Origin of the sequence: Parabacteroides sp. AF17-3, from assembly GCF_003635445.1 — a bacterium.
GTDB classification, from domain to species: Bacteria; Bacteroidota; Bacteroidia; order Bacteroidales; family Tannerellaceae; genus Parabacteroides; species Parabacteroides goldsteinii.
The window spans coordinates 238133-259744 of the sequence record NZ_QTMM01000003.1 but is presented as its reverse complement, the minus strand read 5'-3'; the positions used below and the strand labels follow the sequence as shown (position 1 = coordinate 259744).

Below are 21612 nucleotides of genomic sequence, written 5' to 3'. Positions count from 1 at the left end.
ATCTTTTGACTACTTTTCCATCAAGGGAAAAGTAGATAAAGACCTGCTAAATCAAAAGTGCAGTCAATAAATTCAAATAAATACGGGGACAGACAATGGGTGGTCCATCCTGATTCTGTGCTATAAATTCTTTTATGGAAGGAACCGGCACGAGTGAGGCTAAGGAAGAGCCAAACGACAAGAGGTCGACCACTACCGGCTGTAATTCTACAATGGGGTTATTAAAACTGCTCCAGTCAAAACTGATGCGTTCCAGGTCACAACAGTCATCTTCACAGCAGCCGGAAGAACATACAGGTGCTTCTGCCGCCTCATCACAACAGCCATGACCATGCACTTCACAGCAATTATCATTCAATAAAACTGCAACACCTTCCGTACGGCAATCGCCACAACAGTAGGTAATAAAGTTCACTCCGGCCCCTCCATAAAAAATAAGAGACGCCAGAAAAACGATAAACAAATATGTTACAGCTTTTTTCATTCAGCACAAAGATAGTGCTTTCGTAAATCCGCTCCTAATCGTTAATATTATTTAGGAAATCTGGAAAGGTAATAATACGTTTCCGGAGACGGCTGGCTCTCTATATGATAGCGGGTAGAGGCCGAGACACTGAAACTATATCCTCTTTCTTCATTCGGGCCGACAGGCAGGTACAGAACCGTATCCCTTATCCCTGTCGCCAGCATACATTTGGCTGCTGCCGTATCGATCGAATCCGTCAATGAATAATAAACCGTATAGGTTAAATCCTCTTTTTCTTCCGACGGCTTCTGCCAGGACAATTTCAATTCATCCCCTTCCCGGTCCACACGAATTTCACCCGGAGCAACAGGGACACGGTCATTCAGCCAGGTCAGCGGAAATAGCTGAGCAGGATATTTATAATAATTATCTTTCAGTTCATTATACAGTCCTTTTGTATTATCCAGAACATTCTCACAACGGAAAAAAGTAGCACCGGCACCACCATAATAACGACTATAATCTATCTGGTCTGTGATATCATTTACCGTCCAGTCCGCCTCCGACTTATCCATCCGGTAAGCACCCAAACCAGGAACAACCAAACGTCCGTTACAATTTTCCACCCAGTTATCCACAAAGGGGAAAAAGTTATCATGCAGGTAATACATCATCGGAACAATCATATCCTGTTTTCCTTTCTCCATCCACATTTTAGGGTCCTGGAAAACACTTTCGTACGCCGTCCATCCGGCATTAGGAACCCGTTCGATACGGTTATATTTACCCAACGGCGAACTGCTGACCTGAACCCAGGGTTTTGCCAGTTTCACCCAGTCATAAATACGGTATACCATTTTATTGATATTCTCACGCCGCCAATCCGCCAGACGGGTAGACTTGCCATACTTCTGATGAACCGCTTTATCCGGAAACGTCTTTGCCTGCTCCGGATAACGGATATAATCGAACTGGATACCATCGATATCATATCCGTTTACCAATTCTTTCACCAGCGACAAAATATAATCGGCAGTCTCCGGCACCCCCGGATCAAGATACCATTCGCCATTATGACGCTTGCACAGTTTGGGTTTGCGCTTCACAACGGACAGTTTTCCCTGTTCCTTCACAGCCTTATCCATACCAACAGGAAATGTCACAAACCAGGCATGGCATTCCATCCCCCGTTTGTGACATTCTTCTATTGCAAATGCCAGCGGATCATATCCGGGCATCGTTCCGTATTTTCCTGAGAAAGTTTTGGAAGCAGGCTCAATAGACGAACGATAAATAACGTCACCCCTCAGACGAACCTGCAAAAACACTGTATTGAAATTAGCATCAGCCAACTTATCCAGCATAGAACATAATTCCTGTTGCTGTGCTTTTCTCCCCGCTTCCGTTGTAGCCGGCTTCTTCGGCCAATCGAGACCATAGATGGTAGTCAGCCAAACCGCACGGATTTCGTGCTTAGGAGATTCAACCGCTCCAATCGCTTGAAGCAGGAAAAAGACCAGAAATAACAGGCAATACTTTCTCATTTCCACTTATTTATTGAGTGGCGCAAAGGTACTACTTTTTCGTTATTTTCCAATTTCGGACAAGTAGCGCTCTGCTTCTATAGCGGCCTGGCAACCAGTTCCGGCAGCCGTAATCGCCTGGCGGTAATGCGGATCAGCCACATCGCCCGCAGCAAAAACTCCCGGAACTTTCGTACGTGGCGTACCGGGTACGGTTTTGATATATCCTACTTCATCCGTATCGATCCACGGTTTGAAAATATCGGAATTCGGCTTATGTCCGATAGCCAGGAAGAAACCGTCAATAGCGATATCCACCTTTTCTTCATCCGATTCGCCCATGCGTTTTACCAGATGGGCACCTTCCACCCCGTTCTCACCAAACAGACCAATTGTATTATGTTCAAATAATACCATAATATTCGGCATGTTAAATACACGTTCCTGCATAACCTTCGAAGCACGCAGAAAAGGCTTACGGACAATCAGATAAACCTGTTTGGCCAGTCCGGCCAGATAGATAGCCTCTTCACAAGCCGTATCACCGCCACCGACAACAGCTACCACTTTCTTGCGATAGAAGAAACCATCACAGGTAGCACAAGCAGATACACCCATTCCAGCATATTTATTCTCATCCGGAATACCCAGGTATTTAGCAGTTGCTCCGGTTGCAATAATTACCGTTTCCGCTTCAATAACCTTTTCCCCGTCAATTGTAATTTTGTATGGAGCAGCCGAAAGATCCGTTTCCGTCGCGATACCAAAACGAATATCTGCACCAAAACGAAGCGCCTGCTGTTTCAAGTCTTCCATCAGTTCCGGACCAGTGATTCCTTCGGGATATCCCGGAAAATTTTCAACTTCTGTTGTTGTAGTAAGCTGGCCGCCCGGTTGAATACCTTCATACAATACCGGAGACAAGTTAGCACGGGAAGCATAGATTGCTGCTGTATATCCTGCAGGACCGGAACCTATTATAAGGCAACGAACCTTTTCATTTATTGAATCGCTCATACTTTTTATGTTAATTGAATATTGATAATTGGCTGTTATTTCATCGCTTCTATTTTACCTGAGGTCTATCACCTCTGCATCCGGATATTCGCTTTCTTTAAAAACAAAAAAGTCATCCGGTTGGTTTATCCCTGTCTTCAATTGGCTAATATGAATCGTGTTGCTGACTCCGTTCTTCGCTTCGATCCTGATCGATGCAGGGAAATTGGAAAACTTCTCGATTTGCAACACGACTTTGATAATATCGCCTTTTTTCTTCGGTGTCAGTTCGATATCATAAGCCGTTTTTCCATTCAACGCAGTGCTTTCCCCGATATACTTAGGAGTAAACTCTTTCTTATATACACGTAACAACAAAGCCGGATTGGTAAATTGCAATTCCTCTCCGCTCGGCGTACTCACATTCACTTCGTCATTCCGTTCCACATAAGTCCACTGGGTAGTCCCGTCGAACCAGGTTATCATATCAGGAGTGACCAACGTAAATTTATCGCCTTTCATATTGATCGTCCCTTCAAAACTTTCCGATACTTTCTGTACATCCGAACGGGTATTCAGTTCAAAAGAGGCTGTTATACCATTCGAGTTTTCGTAGGCAGAAGCCGCTTTATCGAGGATAGATACCGGATTCTGAGCCTGGCTTATCACTCTTGTTCCAAAAAGAAGGCACAACAGAAATCCCACAAACGCGATTCCCCGCCATATTCTTATTTTTCTCTCTCTTTCCATAAACTACATTTACTAAAGGACATATTATTTCAGAGAATTCAGTAACTGTTCCAGATTATACTCATCCTGGATCAGGACCTGACGGGCCTTACTACCCTCAAACGGTCCGACGATTCCGGCAGCCTCCAACTGGTCCATCAAACGACCGGCACGGTTATAACCGATGGCAAACTTACGCTGGATCAGAGATGTTGAACCTTGCTGCTGAATCACAATCAGACGGGCAGCTTCATCAAACAACGGATCACGGTCTGACAGATCCACTGATCCCGGAGCCTTGTCTTCACCACCTTCACCTACATATTCAGGCAACAGGAAAGCAGTCGGATAACCGGCCTGACCGGAGATAAAATTGACGATCTGTTCCACTTCCGGAGTATCGACAAACGCACATTGCACACGATTTGTATCGCCTCCCTGTGAGAACAGCAAGTCACCACGACCAATCAACTGATTGGCACCCGGTGCATCCAGAATCGTACGCGAATCGACCATCTGCATCACACGGAATGCCATACGGGCCGGGAAGTTTGCCTTGATAATACCGGTAATGATATTGGTAGACGGACGCTGCGTTGCAATGATCATATGGATACCGACGGCACGTGCTTTCTGGGCAATACGGGCGATCGGTGTTTCAATCTCCTTACCGGCCTGCATGATCAAATCACCGAACTCGTCGATGATCACCACGATAAACGGCATAAATTTATGCCCCTTCTCCGGATTCAGATGACGTGAAATAAATTTGGCATTATATTCCTTGATATTACGCACATGCGCTTTCATAAGCAATTCATAACGGTCATCCATTTCCTTACAAACGGAGTTCAGCGTCATAATAACTTTTGTACAGTCCGTAATTACCGCTTTGTCCGCATCCGGCAATTTCGCCAGATAATGACGTTCCAGATCGGAATAGATACCGAACTCTACCATCTTCGGGTCGACCATGACAAACTTCAGTTCCGACGGATGCTTCCTGTACAATAAAGAAGTGATCACGGCATTCAACCCGACGGACTTACCTTGTCCGGTAGCACCGGCCACCAGCAAGTGAGGCATCTTACAAAGGTCGAACATAAAGATTTCATTCGTAATCGTCTTACCCAGCACAACCGGCAGGTCATATTTCGATTCCTGGAATTTACGTGAAGCAACGACCGACTGCATAGATACAATCTGCGGATCCTTATTCGGCACCTCGATACCGATCGTACCTTTACCCGGCATCGGGGCTATGATACGGATACCCAAAGCCGACAGGTTCAGGGCAATATCGTCTTCCAGATTCTTAATTTTTGAAATACGAACTCCGGTATCGGGTATCACTTCATATAAAGTAATAGTCGGACCGACGGTTGCTTTGATAGAGGCAATGCTGATACCGAAACTTTCCAGCGTCTGCTTGATACGTTTCTGGTTAGCCATCTGCTCATCCATATCGACCTGATGGTCGCTCACATCATATTTTTTCAACAATTCGATTGGTGGATTACGGAAGCCGGACAAGTCCAGTTTCGGATCGTACTCACCTAATGAAGAAGCATCATACACTTCATCGTCTCCTGCCGGGACTTCCACCGTAAAGCGAGGATCTCCGGGAAGATCTTCCGGCTCATCAGGCTGATTTTCCGCATTCGGAGCATCATACACTTCTTCTTCCTGCGGCACTGTCACTTCAAAAGCATCATCATGGGAGATCGTTGAATAAACCTCTGTCTTCTTCCGGCTCTCTTCCTTGCGGGCTGTTTCTATTTCTTTTTCAGTATCGAAAACAAATTCTTCTGTTTCCGGCCGTTCGTCCGGCTGTTCTGTCACTACCGGGTCTGTTACCTCATCCTCATCATCTTCATGGATATCCTCTTCTTCCAATACTTCTTTTTTCTCCCTCTTCAAACGGTTCTTCAACCATCCGAAAGAAAGGACACTTTGCAGAAACGGTATCGTCCGTTTGCTGGAGAATATGGCGATGATCAGAAACACCCCCGCCAATAACAGTATCGTTCCGGGAATACCAACATTCGTGATCATCACCTCCGACAGGTAATACCCATGCTGTCCTCCCAGATAAATAAATGTATCTTCATATCCGCTGATAAAGACAAAGGCAAAAAACATAGATCCCCAAATCAGCATGGCTGCACAAAACAAAAACCGTTTCAACAGCGATACCCGGCGCAGGTTCATCAATTTAGCTCCTACCGACCCCAGGAAAAACAGGATCATAAAAGAAGATATCCCAAACCACCGGTTCATCAGCAGATCTGCCAGGACAGCTCCCCGCACTCCCGTCCAGTTCTCAACGGACCCTCTGTTGGTCAGCAAGTCTGCCAACGGAACGTTTTCTATCTTACTCTGATCGGCCCCTCCCGTAAAGAAGAAAGAGATAAGAGCTAATCCTATATAAATGGTGATAATTGCTATTACCAATCCTGTAATGAAACGGGTACGCTCATTAGTGAAAAACATTTTCATCATTGCGAACTTACCCGGTTCATTATTATTATTTTGTTTTGTTGTAGTTGCTTTCTTTGCCATATAAATCCTCGTTAAATGATATCTGAAAAAACAGTCCAGATATTTTTATAACTTGCAAATATACATGATTATCTCCAAACTACCACGCAAAAATTCTAATATTCCCTATCAGTTCCTGGAAATCAATCAGCATTACGTTTCCCAAACAAAGTAACTTCTCCCATACCAGCACGTCCTTCCGATACACTATGAATTGTAACCCGAAAACACTTCACTTTTCTACAATTCAATTCTATCGGTTTAAACTCCCAACCGGTACACTCCTGCTCATAGACCAAACTCCAATTATTTCCATCAGATGACACTTCAACTGTATGTCCGTACAAAGAACTATCCTTTTGAAAAAGAATACGACTTGCCTTTATATCGACAGGTTCATCAAACGAAAAAGTCACAACCTGAGGTAGACTATCCGTATCCGCAATCCACCAACTACGATCATCTCCATCTACGAGATTTACTACAGGATAAGAAACATGAGAGCTGGTCGCTGTAACCTCTCGAGGAATTATCACAGGAAGATTTAGCAACATCCTTTCTTTTATATTCATCTTTTCCACTACGCCATCTTCTTCTTTCCCTTTAAAAGAAGCGTGAATACCGTCCGGCACGAATAGACCGTCATAAGGGATACTTTTTATGCCTGCTATCCCTTCCTGCAGATCTTTCGCTTCAGCCTTAACTATTATCTCTCCGGGATATTTGCCAGTCCGGACAAAAACAAAACCAATACCACCTTCTACCCGTTGACGACTAATACCTACCCGTTCAATACCATCACCTATGATCTCTCCCTGTCCACGTATTGACAAAGTAATCAAATCTGCAGCGTTATTCACTAATGTCCCGTTTTCATCACAAACCTTTATATAAACTGGTATCATATCACTTCCATCCGCCACCGGCATCACATTTTTATGATTAAAAAAGACTTCCAGATGGTGTGGTTTCCCAGGGGTACGTACCACATGTGTGGCTACAATTTTGCCAGCAGATAAACCTTCAGCCATTAATTCTCCTTGTTCATATCTATCCGGATAAAAAACAAAATCCGGACTTCCTCCTTTTTTTACTATATTAGGACGGAATGAGGTTCGCTCCAACCGAGTTTGTGTTCCTATAAGCCGTTTATTCTGATAGAGTTTTACTTCATCACAATTAGAAAATACAGTGATTGGGGATAAAGCCCCTCCTGTCTCCGAAGGCATATTATAGGAAGCGATAAACACCATCGGCCCTTCATATAAACCAGCTTGACTTATATTTTTATCACGCATGCTCTGCATCATATAATAACTGAACTTTGGGGCACGATTTATATCCACAACGCCACAATACATTGTCGTTTCCTGGCTTCCGCGATTATAATCATTATAACTCCATAGGAAATGTCCTCCTAAACGTTCATTAGCATCCAACATACACCAATCAAAATAACCTCTTCCTTCCAGCTGTTCATAACGAGTATTACATTGTTCAAGCAATTCTCTCCCATTCTCTGTTATGCTCACACGAGGTTTCTCTCCGGCTCCGTCTCCCCATTCTCGAGTTAGTAACGGCTTAATTACAACTTGATCCTCCGTATAATTGCTCATTACATTACCGTCTTTCGGGAAACGGGCTACTTGTTTATAGAACACATCATAACAATCCACCAGATCCGTATGACCGAAATAATCTCCAGCCGTATACATTTGATCACCGGGATATTCTTCATGTGCTATCCCATAAAGTATCTTAGCAATTTCCTTCGGATAACGCGTTTCATTTAAAGCTGTCTCCCATAAAACAACCGAAGTGTGATTCCTGTCACGCCTGATCATTCTACGACAAACCTCATAAACCCGGTTTATGAAAGTTGTATCATTATTAAAATACTGCCAACCCGGTATACATTCTACAACCAACAGTCCATATTTATCACAAGCGTCAAGAAAAGCCGGATCATGTGGATAGTGGGCTGCACGTACCGCATTATAACCACCCTGTTTCATATTAATTACTTCTCTTTCCTGTATTGAATTCGAAGCGGCATCCCCTACATAGGGATAAGCCTGATGCCGGTTTGCACCACGCATATACAATTTTTCTCCATTTATAAGAAAGCCATCTTCTGTCGTATATTGTATAGAACGTATCCCAATTTGCCGGGTGACCTTATCCACCGTTTTATCGTCAACTATCACTTCTGTTCTCAATTCATACAAACAAGGACAATAAGGATACCAAAGAGAAGGATTATCAACTGACAAATCTTGCTCCAAGTGAATACTTGCACCAGCTTTTAATGAAAAGAGATGCCGTTGACAAACAATTTCCTTATTATCCGAATCGATCAAACGAGTGAGAAGATATCCTTTTCTGGGAATATTGTACCGATTCCTGACATGAGTCTTTATATGTATCTTTGCCTTTTCTCTACTCACCTCGGGATACGTGACAAAAACTCCTCCTCCGGCTATTTCATTCTCTTCCAGAGGATCCGTAACATAAAGCTTATCTGAAATTATCATTTCCACATCCCGGTATATGCCGCTGTAATAATAAAAGTCCAGATCGCTCTGTGGTTTTCCCGGCGGAGTCAACGGATCATATTCTGCGGAGACCCGTACTGCCAAGACATTATTTCCATCAAAGTTGACCTTTCCCGTGATATCTGCAATAAAGCCAATATATCCACCATGATTTTCAGTTATTTCATACCCGTTCAGATAGACTTTGCATGAAGTCATCACACCTTCGAATGCTATACGAATATTTTTATCTCTATATTCAGGATCGAGAGTAAAATAACGACGATACCAACCTATCCCATCATAAATCACATCTCCACCACAATGTTTCCTCTCCAGTTGCATAATATGCGGAATTGAAACCGGCATCCAACAGGAATCATCAGCCGTAATAGATTCACCGTTTTCAATATCACCCCGAAAAAAAGCCCAGTCAGTATTCATTGAAAGGTTTATCCGTGAAACATTCCCTGCATACACTTCCGCAAAAAACATACAAAAGAAAATGATCCCACTTAAAAACTTATTTATATACTTTTTCACGCTCTTCATAAAATATTATTGTTTAGGCATCAAGGCTATTTCACCAACCAACAAAGATCTACCGTCAAGGCCTGTAAGCGTAATACCGATATTACCTAACAAGGTTTCTCCCGGATTCAACTTAAATGTAACCCATTTCCCTTCACGCGGAATATGATCGACAATTGTTTCTCTTCCATTGAAAAAAACAGTTCCTTTTCTAACCTTATTATCAGGATTACAGAGGAATAATTTAATTACACCATCAAAATCAAATGGCAATTTCAAGTCCAATTCAATCTTCTTTCCCTGCCATGCCGAAAATGATTTATCTACTATTATATTATCGCAATGAACACGATAACCATATTTATCTGTTTCATAAAATGTAGAAGCATCCTTTTCAAGTGCCCATTCCGTTACTCCGTTTTGCTCCCAACGGCCTCCGGCCTTTACATAGAGATACGCCTTTTCAAATTCACCAGAGGCTAAATAAGATGTGTTTATATCATACAATTCACGTTTCATCCAATCATAATCAATAATGTCACTTGGTTGAAAACCAGAGGAAGCGACATATCGTAGCAAGCTGTTCTTCAAAGTCCGCGCTGCCGGTCTCTTCTCCAACGAATCCACCAAATTATACCCACATATTAAAATACGTCCTCCTTCTTTACTTACAAATTCCATGATGGAACCTAATTTACGATTAAAATGAAAATCATGAATCGGTTGTACAATAGGACGTATAGTGGACGGAAATCCTTCTAAATCAAAACCACGTCCACCCTGACAAATCTCAAACCACTGAAAATCCAAATAGTTGTCGGTCGGAAAATTATTGAATGCCGGATGTGTGTTTCGAATAACCGCTCCGTTCGTGAACCCTTCATTTCCCTGATCTCCCGCCTGCCAGAAAGTAGGTTTCCAATGAGCATATCCGGCATTTTTATTACCTCCCAACCGATGTGCCCACAAAACAACATTCTTTCCAGCTTTAAGATAATCAATAGCTTCTGTAACAGAAGTTGTTTCTTTCACTGAATTATCTTTTAAATCCTTCTGTTCGGTGAATACCCATAAATTCCAGTTATTCTTATACTCCGTATCACGTATTGAGACCTCCAGAACCAGTTTCTGTGAACGATCTATTTTATTCAATGGTACTGATAAAAATCCTATTTTATTCAATACCGCATTTTTAATATCATAATGATCGAAAGTCCCTTTATCCCATACATAACCATTATCATTCCTTAATTGCCAATCGATCCTTGCATCTTCTATATCTTTATTGGCAAAATGAAAAACTTCTATTCCAACTTTCAATGTATCGACTGACATATATATATAAGATGGTACTCGCATAAGCGGAACTGTCGTATTACACCAATTTCTAACCTTTTTAGGTGTAACAATCCCTTTGTTATCATAAAATGAATCCAACCAGCCGACCAAAGCCACTCCTTGTCCCGGAAAATCCTGAATACTTAACAATTGAAAACCTCCACAATAAGGAGTTCTCAATAAAGATTCCACATTCTCCTTATACAAAGTAAGAGATTGGAGTCCGGAAGATTGTGTAAATTCTTTATTTTGCTCATATACACCATGCTTCAAGGCTAGTTTTTTATATGATTCCATCGATCGCGCTCTCAAATTTCCTGTATATTTATTTACTTCATTCCAGTCAGGATAAAACACCCATTGCCCGACTTCATGTTGAATAGATGGTAACGGAGAGGCATCTCCATACCACCTGGAATAATCCCAATCCGTGGATAATCGTCCTTCATTAATAAAAAGTAACGGATAAGGAGATGAAAGATCCCCTTGAAAATTGATATCCGAATTCGCTGTAACAGGTCGTCTGACCGATGCTGTATAAAAATGCCGCGGATCATGTTCTTTAACGTCCTTTATCCAGGGGTCCAACTTATTACGATCAAATCCCCCCAGTTCATTCCCCATTGCCAGCATGACCAAAGAGGGATGATTTCCATAAGAATCAGCTATCCTCCTTAACTCCGCATGTAAAAAAGGTTCCACCTTTTCGATATCCAATTCTTTACCCATCCATCCATCCCGCCAAAATATTTCACTCAATATATATAAGCCGAGTTCATCTGCTGCTTCAAAAGCAGCTTTAGGGGGAGTCCATGAATGAAAACGGACATGGTTTAAACCAAAATCTTTATAGGACCGAAGAATATGAAGCCAACTCTTTTTGTCTGTGGCCGGGTATCCTGTCAATGGAAAAACGGCACAATCCAGATTTCCTCTCAAGTAACGTTCCAAACCATTAACCGTTATATAATCCTCTGTTTTTCCAATCGAACGAAATCCGAATATAACAGGTTCATAAACATCATTTCCCAATTTACTCATCAAAGAACAGTTCAGTTCGTATAAAGAAGGAGAAAACTCATCCCAAAGTTTTACATCAGAGACTTTAAGAGATTCAACGATCCTGTTTCTTCCGGAAGTTATCCGACAATTCGACTCCATTGTATTAACCACCTTGCCAGTTTTCCTGTCCCTTAATTCAAAACACAGTTTTGCTTTCTGTTCCTTTTGGGATCGATTCAAAACTGAAATTTCAATATCTAATTGTCCCGTATCATCCGGAAAAGTACGTATCTGGCTGATTTGTACATCCGGATGTGACGACATGATCATTTCTCCGATTATTCCGTTCCAGATAATTTGTGTCTGTTCGCCATAACTATGTCCCCATTCATTTCCTATCGGATAGATTTCCCGATTATCAATACATAGAGTTAACCTATAAGTACCAGGAGATAACTTACCTAAAAAATAATAGTGAGGTGTCAATAACGATTCCTGCGCATCAATATATTGATCATTTAACCACAACTTACTTTTCCACATTATCCGCTCGAAACAAAGGGATACATTTTTATTTTTCCAGTTTTCAGGTATGCTTATATCCATCTGGTACCATGCTTTCCCTATATATTTATGCAACCGGGACAGTTTTCCTGTCTCAATAACTTCTGGACCATAACCACCTTCATCCGTAATACCCGGCAGTTTTATACTATTGATTAATGTTTTTGTATACCATAATTCTTCTTCGCCAATGTCAGCCGAATCCAGTTCAAACCGCCAATCTCCGGCTAACGATATCCGTCCGGTAGTTTGGGGCATTAAAAACTGATGTAAAGAAAAAAGTAGAAAAATACAACAGATTATTTTTTTCATTATAGTGATCTTTTATAAAAGTCAAGGCAAAACAGACAATCAGTTTTGCCTTGATTAGTTATACCGGATATTTTATCAGTACCCCGGATTTTGTTTTATCTCAGAAGCTGCATCAATCGTTGTTTGCGGAATTGGCCACAGGTAATGCTTGGCTGGATCAAAAATCCGAACTTCCGTCTTGATCCGTTCCTTTGTTAAAGCCAATTTACCAGTTACAGGATCCACTGTTCCTAAACGACATCCGTAAACCTGCCCAGGCATCACCTCCTCACCGATTTTCCAGCGACAAACATCAAACCAGCGTAATCCTTCCAAAGCCAATTCTACCCGACGTTCACGTCTCACGAGTTCTCTCATTTTGGCTTGAGTTATATAAACAGTTTTATCTACTTCACACATACCGGCACGACTGCGAAGTTCATTAAGTACATCATAAACAGAAGCATCAATTTCCCCTAACTCTACTTTACATTCTGCATACATTAATAAGACTTCCGCATAACGCATTACAATAGCATTCATTGCCGTATTCCACATATCTGCATAATCACTCAAATCATCCACATATTTACGAACCAGATAACCTGTTTTTGAACGTCCGTAAGGAGCATAATAATCCCCATTGGGATCGTTCTGATCTATCGGATCATAGTATTTTCCCTCGTACAGGTCACCCGGACATAAAATACTGGCACTAAGTCGAGGATCACGATTCTGATAAGGTTGGTCAGGATCATAAAGAGGAGATTCTTCTATTGTTTTTCCGTCTATACATTCATATATATCCACCAAACTTTGTGTCGGATTGATAGAGCACCACCCCCCGCAACTGGCAGGAGGCAATATTCCCAATGTCCCATTAGAATATAAATTTTCAACATACTGAACATCCATGATTATCTCCTGATTATTCTTGTTCGAAATTCGAAACAAGCCTCTGTAATTAGGAAACAAGGAATATCCCAGTTTCATAATTTCTTCACATGCTTTCAGGCAATCTGCATATTGATTATTGTACAACAACATCCTCGCTTTCAATGTCAATGCTGCTCCACGAGTAACACGCCCCACATCATTTCCTGTATATTTAATTTCCAGTTGAGGTGTTATCTCGGTAAGTTCGTCCAAAATAAACTGAATAACTTCTTCTTTCGGATTACGCGGTTTATTCGCATCTGTTATAGGTAAAACTTCTTTTACTAAAGGAACATCACCATAAAACAGAACTTTCCAAAAGTAATCCCATGCACGCAAAAATCGGACTTCCGCAGTCAGTCTGGCTCTCAATGCATCATCCATTTCTGGACGATGAATATTTTCCAGAAAATTATTGTAACGGACCATTTTGCTATATCCAAAATAATCTGTTCCCGGATCAGAAGGAGTTGCATACCCAGAAGCCTGAACCGACCATCCTTCCCAAGGGAACGGATCATGTGCATTATCGGAAGCACAATCTAAAGATATCACTTCTGTCATTGAAAACCACCCGTCGTAGCATCCCATAGCCGCAGCTACAGCATCTTTTTCCGTATTCCAAAATCCTTCGTTTGAAGGCTGATCCAATGGATTTCTTTCCAAAAAATCACTGCTGCACGCTGATAAAAACAGCGCACCCATTATCGAATAAATTATATTTCTCATTTTTTCATCTTATTAAATTAGAAAACAATATTTACACCAAACGTATGCGCTCTTAACAGAGGATTGGAACCGCCGTCAGTATATGTTCTTTCCGGATCAAATCCTTTTGGATATTTTGTAATGGTAAGCATATTTTGACCACTATAATAAAACCGTACTTTTTCTATATTAAGGATATTCAACCATTCTTTTGGTATTGTATACCCAATCTGGAGATTTTTCAATCGCAAATAAGAAGCATTTCTCATCCAAAATGACGAATTATAATATACACTACTGTTCTGCGACCAGGAAGACAACGGTCTTGGAAATTTTCCGTCAGGATTGGTCTCTGCATCCCATGCATCTCGATACAGAGAAGAGGGCTTTGATTTATCTCCCATTAATTCACCGACTGCCCATGAATGAAGAAATCCTTTTACATCGGCAGCACCTTGGAAGAATACCGATGCATCCAGATTTTTCCATGTAGCAGACAAATTTAAACCAAATATCCATTTAGGAGTACTACATCCTAGATAAACACGGTCTTCTGCATCTATAACGCCATCCTCTTTTACATCTCTATACTTAAAATCACCCGGACCGGCATTTGCTCTATTTATCACAGCATTATTCTTGACTTCTTCCTCATTTTGGAAAATACCGTCTACAATAAATCCACCATAGGAATCAATAGAATACCCCTCCTGCAGGAATTTATATCCGTTCCAAATGCGTGCACCGTTATTTTTTAAATCAACGATTTCATTTTTATTATAAGCAGTGTTCGCTGTAACATCCACAGTCCAATCTTTATGTGCATATTTGTATCCTAATTGAAGTTCAACCCCTGTATTATGAACCTCTCCTGCATTTTGATAAGGAGCTGATAATCCGTAAAGCGGACTAACCGGTAATTTCATTAATATATCATATGTCTTTTTCTTATAAGCATCAACTGACAAAACAAACTGATTGGATAAGAAAGCAACATCCAATCCCAAATTGATCGTTTCCGTTGTCTCCCATTTGATGTTCTTATTTGCTCCATCTACAGGAGCAACCCCCTGATAAACAGAACCACCCAAAGCATAGTTCTTCTGTGCAAGAACCGATTGATAAGGATAATTGGATATCGCCTGGTTTCCTAATCTACCCCAGCCTCCACGAAGTTTCAAATCAGACAAAATACCTCGGGTTCCTTCCATAAACGATTCATTAATAATTCTCCAAGCTGCAGAGAAAGAAGGGAAATTACCCCATCGTGTACTTTGAGCAATGCGGGAAGTTCCGTCCCTTCTGATATTGAGCTCCAATAAATATCTGTTATCGTAAATATAGCTTAAACGACCAAAGAAAGAACGGAGAGCTATTTCATAGGCAGAACCAGAAGCTTGTTGTCCATCCGGAGAACCGGCATTCAATTCCCATAAGTCATTATTCAGGAAATTGATCCGATATCCTTTTGTCCAGTCATAACGAGTGTACTCCTGTTCGAATCCTCCCATAATACCTATATCATGAGACCCAAAAGTCTTATTATAATTAATTAATGTTTGCAAATTGACACGTAATTGATTATTACGTTCATCCGTTTGACTATTAGGACCAATATACATACTAGGAGAACCTGTTTTCCAATTATAGAACTGCTGATCTTTTTTAAAACATTCCGCTACATTCGCTTTGTATTCAAATCCAACATTTTCCTGAAGTTTTAATCCTTTAACCGGTTCATAAGTAATATTTCCTACAGCACGACTCGAGTACCATTTTTCGTTATTTATATTATTAATATCCAAATTGGATATCGGATTACCATCGGAATTATAACCATAATAGCCATTTGAATATTTATAAGGGACAAAGGGAGCTATTGTATTTATCATAGTGAATAAAGAGCCTGTCGACCCTGTTTTTGCAGAAATAGGTTCTTTCATATCCCCATACATAAAAGACAAATTTACACCGGCTGTAATCACATTGCTTATTTTCGAATTCACATTACCTCTTACTGTATAACGATCATATTCAGAATTCTTAACGATACCATCCTGTCCTAAATAACCTACCGAAAACATATAGGACGTTCCACCATTTCCTCCGCTTATTTCTGCTCTATGATTTTGCATAAACCCTGTCTTATAAAACAAATCATGCCAATCCGTATCCGGATAATTATCCGGATCAGATCCATTTTTGAACAGAGCGATCTCTTCCGTTGTATATCTCGGAGCTTTACCTTCATAAATCAAAGCTTTATTATACAACTCTGCATATTCCGCAGAAGACAGATATTCCGGTAAACTAATTGCATTCTGCCATCCAACATATCCGTCATATTTTAAACGGGGAGCTCTTTCCGTTCCTTTTTTGGTGGTAATAAGAATTACACCATTAGCAGCACGTGATCCGTAAATAGCAGCAGATGAAGCATCTTTCAGGACAGATAGACTTTCAATATCATTCGGATCAATGTCACTGATACCGCTTACAGGCATTCCATCCACAACATACATAGGATTCGAATTATTTAATGTTCCAGTTCCACGAACACGCAATGTGGGGTTATCACGCCCTGGTTGTCCTGTATCAGAAGTTACCGACACTCCTGGCAACAAACCTTGAATAGCATTGGATATATTAGTCACAGGTCTGTTTCCGATCGATTCAGAATTAACTGCAGCTACAGCCCCAATTACATTTACCTTTTTCTGTACACCATAACCAACTACAACTACCTCATCAAGAGTTTGTAAATCTTCCTTCAGATAAATATTGATTGTATTATCTTTAGGAGTTACAGATTGTGCCAAATAACCGATAAAGGTAATTTCCAAAGAACTATTTTTTCCTATGGTAAGAGAGAATTTACCATCAATATCTGTGACTGTTCCATTGTGAGTACCTTTTTCTATTACATTCGCTCCAATGACAGGTTCTCCATTCTGGTCATAAACTGTTCCTTGCAATTGTTTTTTATCCTGTTGGGATTTCTTTATTTCCAAACTCGACAAGATTATGTAATTATTCACAAACTCATATTTCAAGTTATGTCCGGCTAAAGCTTCCTCCAAATATTCGGATACTTTTGCTTTCTTTTTCGTTAATGATAATTCAAAGTTTGAACGAAGACCGCTTGTACTATAGATTACCAGATAATCAGTCTGTTTTTCAATTTCTTTAAAAAGCTCTTCTATCGAAATTTTGTTTGAGTTCAATTCGATAACAGCATTTTGCGCTTCTGTATTCACTGCGAACAATTGACAAGCACAAACAAAAAGAATAAAAAAGGATATTTTCATAATTCTGAATGCCTTTTGGATATTTTTTAGACATAAGAAATGTATTAACAAAGGATTTATTTTCATATCTTTGTTTTGTTAAGTAAATACTATTTTTTTGATCACGAATGGGTTTGCTTTTCGCTAAATCGGTAGATACGCCAATATCTGCCGATTTTTTTTAATTTGTCATGGGCTCATACATATTACATTTAAAGGTTAATACTTCTTTTTACTTACTCAGAACGATCTGATTCAACTCGTCATCTTTTTTAATATTAAATTTATGTATCCGCTGGATCAACCGGAGTATTTCCAGCACGCCATCCCTTTGACGGAATTTTCCAACATATTCATAATTTAATATTTCCGGGTCTTTCACTATTATTTTTACATCATAATATAATTCGAGTTTCTTTATGATGCTTCCTAACTTTTGCCTTTTAAATGTATAAATACCTTGGCGCCACAACAATTCATCCGGATCCTTCGTCGACAGTTCCAGCCGTTTCCCTTTCTGAACCAGATACTGTTCCGGAGAAAGTACAACTCCTTCCGACTCTAAAGACGGGAAATAAGCCTTCACAGACCCTTGCTGAAGATAAACACCGGTATAGTCACTCCCCGGATAACAGAACACATTGAACTGAGTACCCAAAGCCTTTACATCGATCGTTCCGGTAGAAACAATAAAAGGTACTTTTTCGTTTTTAGCCACATCAAAAAATCCTTCCCCCGATAAAAAAACCTTCCGCTCCTTTTCAAAAAAAGAAGGATAAGATAATTTCGAACCGGCATTCAGCCACACTTTCGTTCCGTCAGGCAACGTCAGTTCCGCACGCTGTCCGGCCGGGACAAGCAGTTCCTGCTGAAAAGCGATCAATTCTTTCTGTTCTGCCAGATTCCCCGAAAAATAATAAGAGGCCAGCATCCATGCAGAAACAAAAGCAATTACAATGATCGCAGCATACCGGCTGAAAGAGATCAGCATTACTTTTCGTTTTTGAGCATTAACCAGCTTTCTGAAACAGGCATAATTTATCCGGCCCTGCTCCTTGTCCATCCGTTCGGGAGTCAATTCGAGCAAGCTATGTAAATGTTGATAATCTATTATCCGGGATTTCAGCACAGGGTCTTTGTAGGCTTCTTTCAGAAGCTGATCCTGTTCTTCTTTTAATAAATTTCCCTGACAATATTTTATTATTCTTTCATCCATCGTGTACGATTCTTTATATAGTAAACGAACAGGAAAAATAATCCCCCTAAACAAAATCAATTTTTTTTCTGTTTATCTCAATTTTCCCAGGAAGATAAAAGGAACAAGAGTAGAGGTAAGTGGTTTTTCAGTTCCTCCCTCAACTTCTTATAGGCTATAGTCATTTGGCTTTCAATGGTTTTCACAGAGACATTCAATTCTTCTGCTATTTCTTTCTGCTTTTTCCCTTCTATTTTACTCATTACAAAAATTTCCCGGCACCGTTCGGGTAACGTATCAAGTGCTTTCTCTATGATGTCTTTTATATTGTCTTCAGAAAGGCCTTCTATATTGAAAGCCTCCAATGAATCAAATTTCATACGGAAAGACAGATCGAACTCCTCCTGCATTTTAACAGCAGCTTCCTGTTCCATCAACCTCCGCCGTAAATAATCGATACATTTATTTTTCACAGAGGTAAATAAATAGGTAACCAGGTTTATATGGAAACCCAGTTCCTCCCTCTTTTGATAGAACTCCAGAAAAACATCCTGTGCGATATTTTCAGCCTCCTCATCAGAAAGGACATAGTCGCGTGCAAAATATTTGACACGCGAATACCATGTTATGTAAAAATTCTCGAAATCCATCAATCAGTTTAATATCTCACAATAACTCCTTTATTGTAAACAAAATTAAACAAAAACGTTGGATATGCAATACTGTACTTCTTTTTTAAAACTTATATCCAACAGTTATAAACGCTGATAAATTTTTAAGAGCATAATCTTCAAATTCTATTATATCCATTGGCTCGGAAAAACTGCTAACTCCATCATGTACTTTGACCAGTCCCAATTGTCCTTCCAAGTCCACCACAATTCTCCGGTACTCATAGGCTATACCCAGTCCAACTCCGGCATCAAAGCGTTTGCATCCCATATTCCCATCGGTCATACCACCAAAGGTATTGAGTTTATATTCTTTATGAACATTGTGGAATCCTGTAGTACCCGGAATCGGTAACCATACATCGATCGACGTTTTGCCTCCTACTCCATAAGCCATATAAGGCCCTCCCGAGAAAACCAGGTTAGATGTCTTCGTAAGATGCAACCGGGCTGACAACATTATGGGCAATTCAAGATAAAGCATATTCACCTTAGCCTTTCCCAGATCTTTTCCATCTTCTTTAGATCCCTTTGAAACAAAATTCAAAGAAGGTTGTAACGCCCAGGTTTTATTAAAACCATATTCCATACCAACGCCCACCTTATAAGCGAATTTAGTATTTTCCTCCGTGTTCTTCCCCCACATGCTCGCAATCCCCGCCCCTGCTTTTACCCGGAAAGTTACCGGGGGTTGAGCATACGCTTTAGCACTCAGGAAAATAAAAACAACACATATTCTTAAAACATATTTCATATTCTGTCCAAACTAATCTTTGCAACTCATCCTTTACATACTTTTCATCAACTAGCATGAATGTACATCCAGTTATCCCATTATTATTGTTTTTCGTAATCTATCAGAAATGAAAACGTATTCCAGCATCCAAATGCAAACGAAATATTCCCGAATGTTCTCCATCCTTATAGTCTATATTATCCTGTTTAGGAAGAGAACTCCCAATATACCCTAAATTCGCTCCGATTCCGATATGATCAGACAAATAATATTCTGCTCCGACCAGGAAGTTATACCCAAATCCCGATAGCGATTCACTAACTCCTTTTGCCGATTCACGATATTTAAAATAACCGATGCCGAACTTTTCTTCTATTCCCCAACGACCCACTTTTTGTTTCATCACGAACTGAGGAGCAATATAAGCAAGCCCTACATTCACATCCACATGGGAATAACTGTAAGATGACTTATATCCCGAATACATCAGACCGGCACCAAAACCACTCCTTGACACCCAGTCATAACCGACTTGCCAATCCATCCCTTTCCTGGGATGACCAGACGCTCCGTTGGGAAGATAAAATTTATTCGTCATAAAGGCATAACCGATATTGGCATAGATCGTACTATGATGAAACGAACTTTTAGAAACACCTGCATTATTATCACGACCGGAAGGCAAAACTAACGGAGCAATTTCTGCTTCCAGATTGGTCGCATCATCTATCCACAGCATATTGCCTGCTATTTGGTGGCAACTGCTTCCTAAAAGAGAAGGCTCCCGGTGATCGGTCAGGGCTAACGCATTCCCTCCGCTTTTGGAGGTTGTCTGTTTTGCCAGTGCAACAACCTGGTCATAATTACATTTGGTTGAAGCTCCACTATCAACCACCTTTACAGTCCCTATCAACTCAGCCGATTCCGGCACTGTTTGTCCCACTCCATATAAAAGAACCTCCTCTGCCGTCACACGCGGAGAATAGCTCCTCTCAATATGGGTGATTACTTTGGGAGCGCAACTACCTAAACAGATAGGTAGAAATAAAATCAAAAATAAGTTTGTTATTTTCATTGTTTACAAATTTTATATTTCTAATACAAAATAGACAAATACTCTATCTCTCTTAAAGGAAAAAGATATAATCATTTTACATATATCATAAATACATTACTCCTTAACACCCCTGAAAGATATTTTCGTTTAAATCCAGCACTAAACGATGGTCTAAACAAATAACACAAATAAAATGCATTTTCACCTTTCACAAAATATTTTGAATTAACATATACTTTACAATTCATTCTATATATTGCATTAGGTAACAAATTTTCAGTTATTCTTAAATCAGTTGTATCATTTATAATATATGATTTATCACATTCTATACCAAAAAAATCTTGTCGATAATTTTTTTCCAAAACAAATCGTGCTTTTGGATAAAATAAATACTCTTCATTTGTCACATTTTCAAACAAAACATTTAGTTGGATAGAATCACCATAGCAAACAGTATCGACTTTCATCGAAATTTTTAAACTCAAACATTCTTCAATTTTTTGT

The 21612-nt window shown here is 40.2% G+C and carries 14 protein-coding genes; all 14 read right to left on the bottom strand.

The annotated features are described in order from the left end of the window. Positions 1-46: 46 nt before the first annotated feature. The 14 genes from DWW91_RS05460 to DWW91_RS05395 all read right to left on the bottom strand — a co-directional run bounded on the left by DWW91_RS05460 (position 47) and on the right by DWW91_RS05395 (position 21575). Positions 47-484 carry a hypothetical protein gene (locus tag DWW91_RS05460; protein WP_007657415.1) on the bottom strand — a complete coding sequence of 146 codons (438 nt, stop codon included), beginning with the start codon at positions 482-484 and terminating at the stop codon, positions 47-49. Positions 485-531: 47 nt separating this feature from the next. Further along, a complete protein-coding gene (locus DWW91_RS05455; protein WP_122327186.1) occupies positions 532-2010 on the bottom strand; it encodes a glycoside hydrolase family 10 protein in 1479 nt (492 codons plus the stop codon). A gap of 42 nt (positions 2011-2052) precedes the next feature. Then, positions 2053-3006 (bottom strand): thioredoxin-disulfide reductase, encoded by a 954-nt coding sequence (gene trxB / locus DWW91_RS05450; RefSeq protein WP_122327185.1) that lies wholly within the window; start codon positions 3004-3006, stop codon positions 2053-2055. Between the two features lie 54 nt (positions 3007-3060). Next, positions 3061-3735 carry a LolA-like putative outer membrane lipoprotein chaperone gene (locus tag DWW91_RS05445; RefSeq protein ID WP_122327184.1) on the bottom strand — a complete coding sequence of 225 codons (675 nt, stop codon included), beginning with the start codon at positions 3733-3735 and terminating at the stop codon, positions 3061-3063. Between the two features lie 24 nt (positions 3736-3759). Next, positions 3760-6276 carry a DNA translocase FtsK gene (locus DWW91_RS05440; RefSeq protein WP_122327183.1) on the bottom strand — a complete coding sequence of 839 codons (2517 nt, stop codon included), beginning with the start codon at positions 6274-6276 and terminating at the stop codon, positions 3760-3762. A gap of 122 nt (positions 6277-6398) precedes the next feature. Then, on the bottom strand, positions 6399-9341 hold the full coding sequence (locus DWW91_RS05435) for a glycoside hydrolase family 2 TIM barrel-domain containing protein (RefSeq protein WP_052716636.1): 2943 nt from the start codon (positions 9339-9341) through the stop codon (positions 6399-6401). A 6-nt stretch (positions 9342-9347) separates the two neighbouring features. Continuing rightward, positions 9348-12482, bottom strand: coding sequence for a sugar-binding domain-containing protein (locus DWW91_RS05430; RefSeq protein ID WP_046145169.1), 3135 nt, complete (start codon positions 12480-12482; stop codon positions 9348-9350). Between the two features lie 129 nt (positions 12483-12611). Beyond that, entirely contained in the window at positions 12612-14180 is a 1569-nt protein-coding gene (locus tag DWW91_RS05425; protein ID WP_046145170.1) for a RagB/SusD family nutrient uptake outer membrane protein, read from the bottom strand. Positions 14181-14197: 17 nt separating this feature from the next. Beyond that, positions 14198-17533: a TonB-dependent receptor gene (locus DWW91_RS05420; protein WP_233584417.1), complete on the bottom strand. Its 3336-nt coding sequence runs from the start codon at positions 17531-17533 to the stop codon at positions 14198-14200. A gap of 145 nt (positions 17534-17678) precedes the next feature. Beyond that, complete coding sequence (locus tag DWW91_RS05415; RefSeq protein ID WP_048314809.1) at positions 17679-18662, bottom strand: FecR family protein; 984 nt, start codon at positions 18660-18662, stop codon at positions 17679-17681. A gap of 77 nt (positions 18663-18739) precedes the next feature. After that, positions 18740-19291 (bottom strand): RNA polymerase sigma-70 factor, encoded by a 552-nt coding sequence (locus tag DWW91_RS05410; RefSeq protein WP_122327182.1) that lies wholly within the window; start codon positions 19289-19291, stop codon positions 18740-18742. Between the two features lie 85 nt (positions 19292-19376). Further along, on the bottom strand, positions 19377-20066 hold the full coding sequence (locus DWW91_RS05405) for a porin family protein (protein ID WP_122327181.1): 690 nt from the start codon (positions 20064-20066) through the stop codon (positions 19377-19379). Positions 20067-20169: 103 nt separating this feature from the next. Further along, positions 20170-21123 carry an outer membrane beta-barrel protein gene (locus DWW91_RS05400; protein ID WP_122327180.1) on the bottom strand — a complete coding sequence of 318 codons (954 nt, stop codon included), beginning with the start codon at positions 21121-21123 and terminating at the stop codon, positions 20170-20172. A 71-nt stretch (positions 21124-21194) separates the two neighbouring features. Beyond that, positions 21195-21575: a hypothetical protein gene (locus tag DWW91_RS05395; RefSeq protein ID WP_147426531.1), complete on the bottom strand. Its 381-nt coding sequence runs from the start codon at positions 21573-21575 to the stop codon at positions 21195-21197. Positions 21576-21612: the final 37 nt, after the last annotated feature.